14 protein-coding genes and 1 pseudogene are annotated in these 14,527 nt (G+C 46.5%); all 15 read right to left on the bottom strand.

Annotated elements, in window-relative coordinates:
- Nucleotides 1-42: 42 nt before the first annotated feature.
- Nucleotides 43-516, bottom strand: coding sequence for a RadC family protein (gene radC, locus DCH402_RS04475; protein ID WP_039999980.1), 474 nt, complete (start codon nucleotides 514-516; stop codon nucleotides 43-45).
- A gap of 73 nt (nucleotides 517-589) precedes the next feature.
- A complete protein-coding gene (locus DCH402_RS04470; RefSeq protein WP_050583262.1) occupies nucleotides 590-1,057 on the bottom strand; it encodes a hypothetical protein in 468 nt (155 codons plus the stop codon).
- Between the two features lie 28 nt (nucleotides 1,058-1,085).
- A complete protein-coding gene (locus tag DCH402_RS04465; protein ID WP_039999979.1) occupies nucleotides 1,086-1,652 on the bottom strand; it encodes a hypothetical protein in 567 nt (188 codons plus the stop codon).
- Nucleotides 1,653-1,719: 67 nt separating this feature from the next.
- Nucleotides 1,720-2,430, bottom strand: coding sequence for a DeoR family transcriptional regulator (locus DCH402_RS04460; protein ID WP_039999977.1), 711 nt, complete (start codon nucleotides 2,428-2,430; stop codon nucleotides 1,720-1,722).
- 201 nt (nucleotides 2,431-2,631) lie between these two features.
- Nucleotides 2,632-3,465 (bottom strand): DUF932 domain-containing protein, encoded by an 834-nt coding sequence (locus DCH402_RS04455; RefSeq protein ID WP_039999975.1) that lies wholly within the window; start codon nucleotides 3,463-3,465, stop codon nucleotides 2,632-2,634.
- An 86-nt stretch (nucleotides 3,466-3,551) separates the two neighbouring features.
- The gene (locus DCH402_RS04450) at nucleotides 3,552-4,418 is read right to left on the bottom strand and encodes a GTPase family protein (RefSeq protein ID WP_039999973.1); all 867 of its coding nucleotides are present in this window, start codon (nucleotides 4,416-4,418) and stop codon (nucleotides 3,552-3,554) included.
- A gap of 480 nt (nucleotides 4,419-4,898) precedes the next feature.
- On the bottom strand, nucleotides 4,899-5,543 hold the full coding sequence (locus DCH402_RS04445; protein ID WP_039999971.1) for an OmpA/MotB family protein: 645 nt from the start codon (nucleotides 5,541-5,543) through the stop codon (nucleotides 4,899-4,901).
- Between the two features lie 11 nt (nucleotides 5,544-5,554).
- Nucleotides 5,555-7,303: a hypothetical protein gene (locus tag DCH402_RS04440; protein ID WP_039999969.1), complete on the bottom strand. Its 1,749-nt coding sequence runs from the start codon at nucleotides 7,301-7,303 to the stop codon at nucleotides 5,555-5,557.
- Complete coding sequence (locus DCH402_RS04435; RefSeq protein ID WP_039999967.1) at nucleotides 7,300-8,571, bottom strand: hypothetical protein; 1,272 nt, start codon at nucleotides 8,569-8,571, stop codon at nucleotides 7,300-7,302. The genes DCH402_RS04440 and DCH402_RS04435 overlap by 4 nt, the downstream gene beginning before the upstream one ends.
- Before the next feature lie 19 nt (nucleotides 8,572-8,590).
- Complete coding sequence (locus DCH402_RS04430) at nucleotides 8,591-9,550, bottom strand: ATP-binding protein (protein ID WP_081642126.1); 960 nt, start codon at nucleotides 9,548-9,550, stop codon at nucleotides 8,591-8,593.
- Nucleotides 9,551-9,891: 341 nt separating this feature from the next.
- A complete protein-coding gene (locus DCH402_RS04425; RefSeq protein WP_039999965.1) occupies nucleotides 9,892-10,515 on the bottom strand; it encodes an inovirus Gp2 family protein in 624 nt (207 codons plus the stop codon).
- 240 nt (nucleotides 10,516-10,755) lie between these two features.
- A complete protein-coding gene (locus DCH402_RS04420; RefSeq protein WP_039999964.1) occupies nucleotides 10,756-12,165 on the bottom strand; it encodes a YfjI family protein in 1,410 nt (469 codons plus the stop codon).
- 136 nt (nucleotides 12,166-12,301) lie between these two features.
- Nucleotides 12,302-12,538: a helix-turn-helix transcriptional regulator gene (locus DCH402_RS04415; RefSeq protein WP_039999963.1), complete on the bottom strand. Its 237-nt coding sequence runs from the start codon at nucleotides 12,536-12,538 to the stop codon at nucleotides 12,302-12,304.
- Nucleotides 12,539-12,922: 384 nt separating this feature from the next.
- Nucleotides 12,923-13,147 (bottom strand): annotated as a pseudogene (locus tag DCH402_RS23460) (IS110 family transposase); the annotation flags it as partial.
- Between the two features lie 235 nt (nucleotides 13,148-13,382).
- Nucleotides 13,383-14,456 (bottom strand): hypothetical protein, encoded by a 1,074-nt coding sequence (locus DCH402_RS04405; RefSeq protein WP_152486894.1) that lies wholly within the window; start codon nucleotides 14,454-14,456, stop codon nucleotides 13,383-13,385.
- Between the last annotated feature and the right edge of the window lie 71 nt (nucleotides 14,457-14,527).

Below are 14,527 nucleotides of genomic sequence, written 5' to 3'. Positions count from 1 at the left end.
TACTTTTCTCCTGACAGGTTAATGGAATGACAGCGAAAGGCCTTACAGCCAGCCGCGTTCGGCGAACGACACCACCTGACTGCCGCCAATGACCAGATGATCCAGCGTGCGGATATCCACCAGCTCAAGAGCGCTTTTTAGCCGTTCGGTAAGCGCCCGGTCTGGCGTGCTCGGTTCGGCATGGCCGGATGGGTGATTGTGCGCCAGGATCACCGCCGCCGCGTTGTGGCGCAGGGCCGCCTTGACGATTTCTCTGATGGGAATATCGACATGGTTGATGCTGCCCAGCGACATGGTTTCCCGGTCTATCAGGCGATGCTGGTTATCGAGAAACAGCACCATGAACACCTCCCGCTCCAGCGGGGCCAGATGCAGTTGCAGCCACATTCGGGTATAGGATGAGGCGGTAAACTGCTCGCCCGGCTGGCGCAGGTGGCGCTCCAGCAGGCGCTGGGCCCGGCGGATAATCCGTTGTTCGTGCTCAGACAACGGCGAACTCGGTGAGAATTCAGACATAACGTGATCCTTAAAAACAAAATGCCCCTGTTGCATAAGCAACAAGGGCACCATCGGAATAGGCAAGTAAGGTTTAAGCGGCAGTATTGATACAGTGGTGAATACCCTCCAGCTCCTGCTGTGTATTTTTAAGCCCAGGATTAAAGTGGCCTACTTTTTGGTCATTAACGTAAACATCAAACGTTGCGGCATGACTTAACGCGGTAATAAATCGTTCCCATGCATTATCTGCGTTACGCCACCCCAGAGAAGAAGGGAGTGGAAATTGCCGAGAGTCCACCACCACGGTTATAACCGTTTTCTCGTCATGCGAATCCGCCCCTCTACCATCAGGCAGCGTGATAAGTACATGGTGTTGTAATACCTTTTGGTTGTCTGGATTAGTCGTACAGTTGAGATTAAAAACGACCTTTTCCGGGCTGGTGATCATGTATTCGGAGACACCCATGCCAAAGCCGCTGGTCCACATATTCGGTATGGCCTGAGCCGTTGTGGCAATACAAGATAATGCAAACAGCAGCGCGTGATGTTTATATTTCATATTTCCCCCAGAGTTGAAAAAACTAACATCAACAATTTCCGTTACGACGACAGAGTTCTTTCATACTCTGTTGTGCTACCCATTGCTGTAACTGGCGATCCCTTTCTGATTGTCGGGCTTTAATGGCTGCCAGTTGTTTTTTATCAATACACTGTTCGGGAAGGACCATTAACACCTGGGGGGTTGCTTTTTGATTGATGAGCTCAAGCTGAACTTGAGTATCTATAATGCTGACATAGCAGCCTTTGCCGTTATCCTCTCCCTGATACACCACATCAAGGTCAGAATTATAACCACTGGCCGTTTTGAGATTCAGGCGGCGAACAGTTTTGCTTTTTTTGTCAGCCAGGAACAACGCTGTATCGTAGTCCCTGCGGATTAAAAATGTATGAGTCCACGGATAATAACCAATCATGGCGGCATTAAAACCCAGTGCATTCATCATCCTGTCATCGTCATAACCGTCAGCGGAAGTCCAGCCGCTCTCTTTCATTGCCATCCAGTGTTTCACATTACCCGTAATATCGTAGGCATGAGTGTTGCCAGTTAATATCAGGCTACCGGCCAGTATCATCGTACCCAGTATTTTCTTCATTGTGACATCCTTAAAATGTATTAACTTTTATTATCATCTACAGATATACCCCAATGAGAATTCAGACTTAACTGGCTGAATCCTCTTTGATTTTTTCAGATGGTGCTGGTGATAGAACGGTACGAATAAAGCCAAAGTGCGGAAGTGCCTGGATAAAGCCCGCTTGTGTGGTTAAGTGGCTCAGGCGCTTTCGTGGGATAAAGGTGGTGTTCAATACCGTTACAGCATGAATGGCCGTCAGCAGGTGAACCGTGATATGCCCGTTCAGTTCGCCGGTCAGATACCAGCGACCATCGAGGGATATCAGGCGGTACGGTGCCAGTCCGTCACAGCGTTCCCCGTCGGCCAGAAGCAGAACCCGCTGAAACGCGATAATGGCACTGACCAGCCGATAAAACACCAGTGCGCTGCCGGGGGATATTGCCTGGGGTGGCTGCCAAACCAGGCAGGGCATCCCTCCGGCAGTCAGTAACGTACCTGCCAGACGCCGGTCCAGCCCCGGAAAAATATCGGCAAGTCCGGCCCGGTGTGCAAAGGTCAGGGCATCCAGCGCCCCCTGTACTCCACCACCCAGGGTGCGCAGGCGGCAATGTCCCTGACTGTATTCCAAGTCCAGATACATCAGCCGCTCGCGAAAATCCCGCCGCAAGGTGCGGGTTGACACGCCAAACTCGGCAGCCAGCCGGGCCACATTCAGCGTTTCACCGGCAACCAGGCGGCTGATTATCAGTGACAGCCTGACAGCAAGCCGGTCATGGCGGCGCTCTGCCTGTGTCATATGTAAATCTCCGTGATGATTAACCGACAGAATATGAAGGTGATTCTAAAGAGGGGGGCGGACAGGATATGGACAGTTCAACGACTATTTTTCACTTACGGATAAACACAGATATCATGCAGGTTTCCGTTGATGTTGGTGAAGAAACAGACCTTCAAACCAAAGTGAAACGGACAGGGTGTGTCCAATTTTAACTCGCGGTTAACATGCTCCCCCCTGACACTGCGTCAGCAGACTTTCCGCCAGCACCCACAGCGCCCGGTTGAGCCGCACATCGTTGTCGATGCTGCTGACGGCACGGGTGCGGGCCCGTTTCCCCTGCGGGTTGCGACCGGGCAGCCCGCCCTTTATCAGGTTCTCCTGAATACGCTGAAAGGTAGTCCACAGGTCTTGCCGGTCGTCCTGCCAGCGGCGCGGCGTCAGGATTTGCGCTGCCGTCACCGGCTGATGCGCCTCACCAAAACGGTACGTCAGGGCGGCGTTTGCCAGCGCGGATTGCACCGGAGGCGGCAACAGCAACGACTGCATGGCATCGCGCTTTTCCTCGATGCGCTCAAAGGTATCCAGCACCTCATACGCGCCTTCAATCACCCGGCCCACCACATCGCCTTTATGGGGTACCCGCACCTCGCCAAAACTTTCGCCACAAATCAGCCCGTTCTGGCACACCTGTCGGAACAGCCCCGGCAGCATCTGGTAGCTGCTGGAGCCGTCATGGCTGTTGAGCAGGATGATTTCCGGCACCTGATGGCCGGTGATTTGCCCTTCCCGACGCAGGCGCAGCATGTGTTTGGTGTGCTCGCGACGGCTGTCGTCGCGCACGCGGGTCTGGCAGGCAAAGAACGGCTGGAAGCCTTCACGTTGTAAATTATCCAGAAGGGTAATCGTCGGAATGTAAGTGTATCGATCGCTGCGGGACTCATGCTTTTCCTCACTGAACACACTGGGTACGGTGCGAAACAGCTCTTCGCGGGTTAACGGACGGTCACGGCGGATAAGGTTTGCTGCGCCAAAGCGCGAGGCCAGACGGGTCATGGCAGACTCCTTGAGATGGCTGAAAATAAAAAGCCCGGTCGCACAGGCGACCGGGCTCGGAAAACGAAAATGGATGGGTAATCGACTTAGAAGAACACCGCCCACAAAGCGCGGGCCACGGACACCACGGTATCGCGCAGCGTCTGAATAAGCGTGCGCACCGTGGCCGGTATCAGCGGCAGACGGCTGACGGTATCGAGCGTGCTGCCCACCGTATCGGCAAAATCATCACGGGCTTTTTGAGTAACGCGTTCGCTACGAAGGGGCGGCTGTAGCTGTGTGACCAGCGGGCTGCTGGCTTCGCGTGGCAGGCTTGCCACCATCAGCGCCGCCATGTGCGACAGCCCCCAGCGCAGCCGCACCGAAACCGCGCAGACCGGGTGCACCGGCAAAAACAGGGTGTGCAGCAGGGCGATTTTGCGCGCAAGGCTTTGCCGTTGTTTGGCAGACAACGCCTTCACGCCACCCTCAGTGGGTTCAATCTTGTCCGCCTGACTGACCACAAACAACACCTTGTGCCGCCAGGCTTCGCCAATCACCTGATGGTAAAAGTGCTCGTCCACTGCCAGCGCCCGGTCATCGGCCTTGATTAGCCACAGCACCAGATCGAGATGCGGAAGTTGCTGGCGATACATCGCGGCATACTCAATATCACGCCGTTCACTTTCACCGACACCGGGCAGGTCTACCAGCGTCATGCAACGCTCACCCACGTTAAGGCGCAAGCGCAACGGCTCACGGGTAAAGGCCGACACATCACTGACCGGCGACACCTCACCGGCGAACAGCGCATTACACAGGCTGCTCTTGCCTGCACCGGTCTTGCCCATAATGCCGATAACCGGCTCGTAGTGGGTCAACTGCCGGATATGCTGCATGACTCGTTCTGAGGCCCATTCTGGTAAGTCCGTGAGTGAGGCCTGCAACAAATGTAGGCCTTCCTGATTTCTCATGACATCTCCTGAGACACATAAAACAAAAAAGGCGAATCCTTGAGAGATTCGCCGTAATGATGTTGCGTTCAGGGAAATGATATATGTCTGAAAAATTTTAGAGAGCAGGTAACTTATTAACAATAACCAAGGCTATAACCGGCCATGAGTATAGTATTTCTCGCCAATTACTGGCCGTATATAATTCATGCTAGTCCAGATCATGTGCCCCTAAAATTACCGATTCAGGGAATAAATTTTGCCCAACGATTGCCGCTTGAGCGGCGACGACATCTGGCACAAAGATGACAACAGCCAAGTCTGTTAAAACCGTGGTGATTCAAACAGATAATTACTTGAAAATAATATCTTCTCGCTTGCCATTATCTTGATATAGGAATAATTGGCCTTTCCATCCATAAGAAAGGCCATTGCTGTAAAAATAAATTATCCTCGGCTACAGTCGAAATTACTCAATATCATTTAAATTAACCCAATAAATTAGGGTCTTTCTGGCAGGACAAAACGTACTTCAATACGCCGCTGACGAGCATCCTCTGGTGGGATACCCGGGATAGGCTGAGAATCACCGTATCCAGCAACGATCACCCGACGTGCAATGGCTGGGGCAAGATCGCCCACGATAAATTTACGCGCTTCTCTCGCACGAGCTGCCGATAGCGTGAAATTGTCGTCATACACAGTGCAAAAACTTTCAAAATTCGTTACCGGTCGTATGACGGGCGAGTTATCGGTATACCCTTCAATAAACACCTGCCCGGTACTGAACTCGTTAAGAAACTTGACTACCTGTATTTCGATTGTGGTAAAAGCCTGACTCGCTTGTGAGGCAATACAAGCACTCCCTCGATTAAAAACACCATCACGTAGCGTGATTTTTTGTAAATTCACATCCAGTGCCACTAAGCCTTCATTCTCTGTACCATTAAGCGATGCTTTGATATTACCTAGCATCTCACCAACTTTAGCGTGCTGTGCATTAGCCCCTTGCTCCATCTCTTGCTTATGTTTGATATCCGACCACGTCTTTTGTAAAACCGACATCACCAACAGCAACATCACAACCGCCATCACACCAGACATCAGATCCGAGATGGAGACCCACTCATTAGGTTTGTCTTTCATGAGCAATCCCCTCAGGCGGCGTCGTTAACCGTGTGTAGTGTCACCAAGGTTTGGTCAAGGCTTTGTAACGTAGCGGCCAGCGGTTTTAGGCTTTGTTCAATTTGTTGAGTTATGCGATCTCGCTCAGGCGAAGAAAGTATTTCACGAATAACGCTCAATTCTTTGAGTCCATCAATCAGCCTGTTATCCAGCGAAGAGATAGCTGTAAATGCATCCGCACTGCTCAACATCTCATCACGTAATGATTCAATACTGCGTACCAATTGACTGATACCTGCATTAATGATGTCCATGCCTGATTGCAAGGGACTATGTTGTTGCATCACTTGTAGTTGACTAACCAGCGCTTCGATCGCAAGTGCACTTTTCTCGCCAGACTCCGTCATCCCCGCATAGCGGTTATTCAGGCTTGCGACCTGCCGATTGCTGTTGGATACCGCAGTAAGCCCATTAACAATTTGCTCACGCAAATCATCAACCAGTTTTGTCATGGCGATCACTTTCTCGTTCAATGTTTCACTGGTTATCATGAACTCACGCTGGGCATCACGCTGAGTTTTCATAGATTGGTCGATAGAAACGCGCACTTCACTCATAGTGGTGCCAACGTTCTGCGAGAGATCGGAAACAGCATGGGAAATACCATCCGTCGCATTTGCCATACTGGCGGATATCGAGCCCATATTCTGGCTAAAGCTTTCACCCATTTGATTAATAGTTGAACCAAGATCGTTTTTAACCGTTCCCAACATATCGGTAATACCTGTACGGAAATCACCAATTGCTGCTTGCAAGTCTCCTGCTGAATCACCCATTTCCTGCGCAGCATGAGCCATTTTTCCTGCTGATTGTTGTATGGCGACAAGATTATCGCTATTGGCGTCAATAAAACGTTGCAGTGATTCACGCGTCGTTGTCAGTTCAGCCAGTTGCTGCTGATTCTGTTCCGATTGAGCCTGGTCGCTTGCGACTAACAGTTGCAGTGTGGATTGCAACACATCGCTGAGTTTTGCCAAGTGATTTTCTCGGTTCTTATCTTGTAACGATGCCTCATGGCCTTGCTCTACCAGAATCTTTAATAAAGGCTCTAGCCCAGAGTGCAGCATTTGTAGCGATTGGCGTGTTGCTTCCCCCTCAATTTGAGTGCAAACCCCCACTCCCTGTAATGCATCAAGCAGCCGCTGGTGAGTTTGTTCATGTTCGATACGTTTATTTTGGCGAGAGAGTTCAAACGCGGCTTTCATCTTTTGTGTACACCAGCGCAAGCGTTTCTCATCATAGCCTTTTACGGCAACCCAAGTTTTTAGTATCAGGAATGCACTGATCCCCCACGTAGAGGTCTTAAATTTTGTCCCTAACCCTTCCATCATTCCCATTAGGTTGGACATGGCGCTATCCATTCCTGCGGAATTCGCATCAATCAATATGTTCGATGCCTTGTTAAGTGCGATTCCTAGGCCAAGGAACGTTCCCAGAAGCCCTAGAATCAACAAAATCCCAGGCATAACATCAGCCATTTTCTCTGCCGGACTAGCAACGACCGTACTGATTTCATTCACTGAACCATGTTCAACATCAATCGCGTCTGTAGATTCTGCGGATACGTTACCCTGCCATTTATTTTCCCAAAACTGAACATTAGCCTGACGTGAAAGCTGTACGATCGTCATGAGAACCAGAAACAACATCACTCCACCGAACATCAATTGGATAATTTCAACATCCGGTAACAGGAACGCAAGGAACTCATGAAATGTCATGCTGCCACCTCAACTAGTTTACTGGCACGTTCACGGCTGGCTTTTTCAAAGATGTTGGCAAAATCGATAATCAAGCTTTGCTGTTCACTATCAAGATCTTCCCAACGTTTACCAAACTGCGCACATTCAATAATCACCATACCGACTGTGCTGCTGTCTTCCATCAGGTATTCCTGACCGGCAAATTCTTCCGGTTCTTTTTCCAACATCTGTAAAAAGCCTTCTGCGGCAAAAACATAGTTGCGCATTTCATTGGTACGTTTACGTTTTGCCTCCATCGCAGCCTGTAACTCAGGTAAGCGAGCTTCCAGCGAACTAAGCATCACCACCTCTTCTCCTTGGAGATCCCCAAGGCGCTGACCGATCTGTAAACGGCGCAGCAATACCTGCTCTTTGGAAAGGCCGTCATTTAACGATTTCCACTCATTTTCCATATCCTGGAGGTTATAGCCCCAAGCCATGATCATTTCTTCAAAGACAAAAGGAATGAGTTTCTTACCAAAACGCGCCATCACAACGCGATCAAGGCGCTGTGCCGTTTCATCGCTCAATTGTGGATTGGGATTCAACAATTCGTTACCCGTTTCAATCAGGAACAAATCGTCATCCGTTATCGCATTAATGTCCTGCGCACGAGTCAGATGTTGTTCGGTATCTTTCAGCAGCTTTTGAGAGGCACGCAAACGAAGATAATGCTCAAAATCATTGATTTGAATATTCTCCACTACATCCTTAATTTTTGTGGAAAGTTGAGCATAGAGGATTATCAGGCTAGCGAGATCAACGGCACTGGCTGCTTCGCCACGCATTTGGCTACGGGCTTCGCGTAGCACTTCTTCATGCTCACGCGCTTTGTCCATTTCTTCCGGCGTGAGGAACAGGTCTTTAAGCTGTTTGGCTTTTTGTATAGCCCATTCAATGGCTTTACCAATACGTTTCGCCAACTCACTTTTGTCCCATTCAACTAACAGACCAAGCGCTTTATCCAACGCTTGCAATGCACCACCAATCCACGGGAATTGCGGTAACGCTTTCCCAGCCAGTTTTGCTGCATTCTGCACGATAGGGCGAATCACATTACTGATAAACGGCTTCACCTTCTCCCAAACGCTTTTTACACTTCCTACAAAGGTTTCCGCTTTCTCTGCCATCCAGGAAACAGCTTTAGCTGCGGTTTCTTTAACTGCATCCCAGGCCCGTCCAGCCGTGCTCGTCACAGAACTTTTTGCGCTACTGAACAAACTCTTGACGCTTGACAAAAAACCCATTTTTCTCTCCTATTATTTTTTATTGGATACCTAATAATTTTTTTGCTGTGCTGACTTCACTCGATGTACGCCCTGAATGCGTGGCAATCGCTTGATGAGAAGCAAAAACTTGTTCGATAGCACTACGTAAGTGATTGATACTGAGTTGTGGCGTTATCCCTTCTTGTTCGGCTTCCAGCAAAACCTTAGGTAGGGCAAGGCGCATACAAGTACGAATTTCACGACCGGCAAGCCCTGCAGAAAGAGCGCTGACAGCCTCTACCAGCGTTTCTCGCGCCTGAGATAACGGAATCTCCGCAACCAAAAATTTGTTCCATAGCTGTTGGCGCGCAGCAAGATCAGGCAAGGTAAACTCAACGTGATAACCAATACGGCTACGAAACGCTTCATCGTAATTTCGGGCAAAATTAGTGGCAAAAATCACAATACCTTCAAAGCGTTCCAACTCAATCAGTAAGGTAGAACGCATCGCGTTCACTTCATTATCGACACCTTGTGTAACAGAAGAGAGTCGTTTACCAAGTAGTGTGTCTGCTTCATCAAAAAAAAGTAATGCGCCTGTTTCTTTTGCTTTGGCAAACGCTAATTGGATATTCTTGGCTGTCTCCCCCATAAATTTACTTTCCAGTTCAGCAATCCCTAGCGCAATAAAAGGCATACGAAGTTGTCCTGCCAACGCTTCAGCACACAGGGTTTTTCCCGTTCCCGGCGGACCATAAAAATTGAGAATGGCTGTCACCCCCATAGGGTCAACACAAGCAAAATTCCATTGCTCATAGATAGTTTTATGAAAGCGTAATCGAGCCAGACACTCATCTAATGCTGTTCGGGTGGATTGAGATAAAATGACGTCTTTATCAAGGGTAAAACGAGGGTTTTTTATCATGTTGATATCTGAAAACACTCGACTATCTTCAACTCGCTCAAGTGAAGATAAAGGCTGTCTGGATGGAGCAGAGCCGTTACTGTTTGTTGCCATGAAACACTCATCCTTGACACATGAATTAATTAGCGAGATAAATATTAGCAGTATTCATTGTGAAATAAAAAAGCCATCATCTATATATATTAGATTTTCACTCGCCGCGCAATATACAACCAGGGATGTTACACCGTATTTATATCTGCGATGTTTTCCAGACTGGAATTAACATAATTACCCCTATCATCAGATAAAATGGCCCATATATAATTATTATCCTGGTATCACAGGAGTACAATAATATCGCCACCCGGGCAGAGAAATTATATCCCTGCCAAAACGTGCCTTGTACGGTCGGATTTCACACATCAAGATATGAAGTTATTCAGAAACAATACTCAGAAATTACTACAGCCAAACGATCTATATCCCTCACCAAAAATCTTACTTTTCACTTTGGTGAGATAGTCAATCCGGTTCAGTAAGTCGCTGGGATAAATGTCATTGAGAATATCGTCACGGTTCAGGGTATATTTACCATTAGGGGGGTATTGCACCAGGTGCTGTCCCTCTTCGGGGGTCAGGTTTAATGCACTACACCATGCCGAGGTGATCATGGTTCTTAGCGTATCTTCATCCAGATTGAAATCACCCAGGTGGTAATAAGCATCTTTGTTCAGGAACAGAAATACATGAAAGTGACGTTTACCATTCTGAGTAAATTCCCGTACCCACGCATAACGGAGCGTATTCGGGTGTACCCTTTTATCATCTTTACGTTTACGTTGTTCATCTGCTGCCAGTTTGGCTTTCAGTGAACTGGTAAATCTTGATATAGCACCTGAATCAGTATTAGCGATACAGGAAATGGTATCACCATTATCCAGAATAGCCGGGTCATGAAGATCCACCCGTATTGCCAGTGTACGGTTGTGTTCTTTAACAGCCTTATTAATGACTTCGATAATTCTTTCTTTGTATGATTTAACATGACTTCCATACTCGCTCTCGTAGATATTCATAATAAATTATTCCTTGATGGATAACAGTCATCGCATTACTGGCTATATCTTATTAGCGTGGTGGATATATGGGCATTGTTAATGACAATACGTTAATAGCAATATAATAACTATCCGACACTCTATTTCAGAAAAAAATAGCCACAGCCTGCGATGACTGATTAAAAGTTACTCTGCAATTAATTACAACGATGGCTCTTTAATAAAACGATTATTATCGTTTTAAATTTGGCTTGTCCGTTACATAAAACTATCGGCAGGTTGTATAAAAAGGGTTTTCCCTCTTTTCTCTGCCCGTATTTTCTTTTGTGAGTAAAGCGTACTGAGTAGTTCATTCACTTTACTCCGGTTCCTGAACCGGTTCGGACCATATTGCAGGATGGTTGTCTTCCTGATATACGGCACGAAATACTTGTAGCAATAATCTCTTATCCACGCGTAAAGTTCATCCGCTTCGGAACTTACCAGAATCAGGGGCTCGGGCTTAGAGAAAATTCGCACATATTCATCTGCATACCAGGCACTTATCTCTACGGCTGATTCCACCGCATTAAGAGATATGTCTCCTTCATCACCGTTGAAATAATGCAGCAGTGCAGCAATTCTTGCCATGTTCTCTGCGATCTTAGACGCATAATCCTTAAAGTCAGACAGGTAGCCAATCAGGCCCATTTCCGACTCGACTTTGTTATAAAATTCGATCCAGCGTTTTTCTGCCTTAGGAGAGAAGTGCAGGCATTGACGCTCATTTTCATCGTTTTTGGCTATGCTCTCATTAACGATCTCCATCAGTCGCTGATGAAATATCGGCAGATGCTCACTTGAGACAACCGAACTGGTAATTTGTCTGTAGCCTTGTGTTGAGCCAGGCTGGCACATAAGACACCGTGCGAAGAAGCCTATCCCTTTTGCCATATCGCCTTTCCGCTCGATGTAGCCCTTAAAAACATCAGGCTGAATCATCAGCGACAGCGTCATTCTGGCATCCCTGATTAATTTATCAGGCTCTTTTTTCCTTTCTACGGGAAACATTGCACCATCCCACATCTTGTTGATGAAAGGCAGCTCGTTCAACGTGTAACCGTTAAAAATAGTGCCAGCCTCATCAGACATAATACCGACAGATCGCCAGCGCCCACAGAGGTGATCTTTTATCGCCGCTGGTGTGGCATCGTTGAATATCTGTTTGTACCTTACCGGTGCCTCCGGGTACGCCGCCAGCAGTGCTTTCAGTCGTTCATTCGTTATGGAATGCTCTTTATTAAGGCGAATGTCTGATTTCAGTTTTGACATCAGGGCTTTCTTCTCAACATTAAAAGCCGTTTCATCATTTCGCCAGATGGCAAGATCATGCGTATACTTTTTAAATAAATTTTCTTCCAGTTGATGTAATGGCTTCATCAGCAGTTTATCAACCGTACTTTTTCGCTCACCAGATTCCGCCAGCGTCAGTAAAAAAAGCGATACCGGGCTGCGCAAATTATTCAGTCGGCACACATCAATCCGGTTCTGACAGGCAAGCGAAATACCCCCCAATACCGATGCGGCAATCAAGCCCGTGGGAGCCTGAGTGTGCTGCTCCACTTCATAAACCGCGTTTTTGATGATCTGCGGAAACACGTGTACAGGAAAAGGACGACCACACAGCATAGATACCTCTTATTCAGTTAATGTTTAAAACGATTCCCCTTACCTTGCTATTCCGCTATTAATGGCAGAAATAGCAGGATGAACACGGGGCATTCAGGAAAAAAAGCAAAAAATAAATGCCAAAAAAACCCTGATGCTAACGCTCATTGATCCAACAAAGCAGGTCACTTAACAGCCATCCGCAGGATTTCAGGCCGATAGACTTACGTTGTGGAAACTTACCCACCTGTTCCAGTTTCCACGCGGTAGAGCGGGAAATGGACGTGATTCTCTGGCGCTCACATTCACGCACCAGGCGATCGCCTTGCTCACCGTAATCCCGAAGGATTCGTAGGCGCTCTTCAGCTGTCGGGATGATAAATACGGTGCTCATATTGCCTCCTTTTGTTTCGATGGACGCAATGATGCGGTAGAACGCAATTGAAAATAAAGAGGGTTTAGCCTTACTAAGCGTCTTAGTAGCAAGAGCTTTTTTACGCGTCCCCCCGTCATTCACATAGTAGTTAACCCACTGAAATTAATATCGAAATATGTAAAATAGTGAGATTAAAAAACGCCCTATAAGGCTGCTTACTGGCGATGAAAAAGGTTTATGGCAGGAGGTGTAGCTCTGTTGAGCTGAGACATGTGCCGACGTCTGAAATGAAAATTACTCGCAAATAAGCCGGAGTTGATGGGTGAAGCTGCCGACACAGCTCGGGTATACGAGCACTAATATCATCTAAATAGCTATATGGACACCGACCCAACGCAAGCACGGGCTGATTTGTCTGACGTCATGCCCGAATGTCTTAAACTGGCGGGACCAGTAATTGGCACTCCCGCACGCTTCCATCACAATTCTGGACAAGGGTTGCTGAGCAATAAAAGCCATCAGCTTTTCACGAGTGATCATTTTGTTCGCCTTTTTCTCGCCTTGTGCAGAAACGATATGAACCTGAAAAACTCGCTTTGCCAGATCAATTCCGATAATTTGTTCTATGGGACAGCTCTTCATTGTGCTGATGGATGACACTTACAGCATGGTTCACTGAAGCCAATATGGGGAGGTGCCCATTTCATTATCGCGTATAGCACTACATTTGGAATGTGTGCGATCTCCCATCAGCTTTGGCCTTTCACGATGAGAAGTGAAGCATCAATGTGCGAAACTATCTAGTTACTGAACTAATCCTACCCAGCAATAGGAGACAAACTTACTTTTTCATGACCGTTTTTTATAACCATTTTTTTACCTCCTCCTTGCTAAAGGAAAAATCTAATTTATATTTTTCTTGCTGTGCTAGCTCTGTCAACATTTTCGCTACCGCAAATTCGCTTTTTCTAATATTTTTTTCTTTGCATACCTCATTGATAAAAATAGATAATGTTTCTATCTGTACGGCATAGGTTCTAGATTGATGTTTTATTTCCTCTGGTTTCTTTATCCACCCTTCGATAGTTTTCCCCTTTGTTCTTCCATTATAATTACTTTTGAGATGTTCGGCCGCTTTATAGGCTATTGTTTCATCATTCCCTTCCCTATCCCCCCACCACTCACGAATAACGATATATAATGCAACCCTGTGTTTTAGAACAGGATAAGATTTTACAGAATCAAATGCCCCTACGTCGTTAGGTGAGTTTGATGAATTTTTTTCATTAAGGTAGTTTTTATTCACTAACTCCGTTAAGAGAACCTTCTTCAAATTAGGAAAATGTAATTTAATATCATCTTTCCTGACAACTAACTCATTTCTTTCGATATACACAGGCTCATCAAAGATCAAGTGTTCGCAATCAGTTGAAAAATAATTTTCTTTACCATGATAGCGATAAACAAGCACAGCACCGGGAATATCTCTTTTTCTTTTAAAAGTCTCTAGATCCGTTAACGTATACTTTTTAGACAAATGAGCAATGTACGTCGGCTTTACCACCCAAAATCCGAATGCAGTTCCAAAGAATACCGTCTCATAAAACTTTCCTTTAGGCGAAATATTTTTAAAGTCAAACTCTGAATATAGATATTTTTCTACAGTTACCAATCTTTCCGAGAAATTATCTTCAGGAATAAAAATTGATGTTTTTAGTCCTTTATAGTCATGGTAAAATCTTTCATTAAACGTAGCACTCCCTCCTTCATGGGTGTACATGTTTGAGGAAAATTGCTTTATTCTGCATGGGTGAGCTTCAAAATAGACAAAAAGGGTAATATCTCCATCAGTCCATTTTTGGATAATGTCCTTAATGTGAATATTGTATTCATTAACCACTTCTGACAAAGAAAGGTAGTTATCCACATTATCCATCTTAGCCTTCAATATCATCAAAAAATTAATAAAAATAGTATGTTATCAACATCTATTGACTAAAAACTGAC

It is taken from the genome of Dickeya chrysanthemi NCPPB 402, assembly GCF_000406105.1.
Classification (GTDB): domain Bacteria; phylum Pseudomonadota; class Gammaproteobacteria; order Enterobacterales; family Enterobacteriaceae; genus Dickeya; species Dickeya chrysanthemi.
Note: the sequence above shows the minus strand (reverse complement) of the source record. Positions and strands in the feature narration are given on the sequence as shown.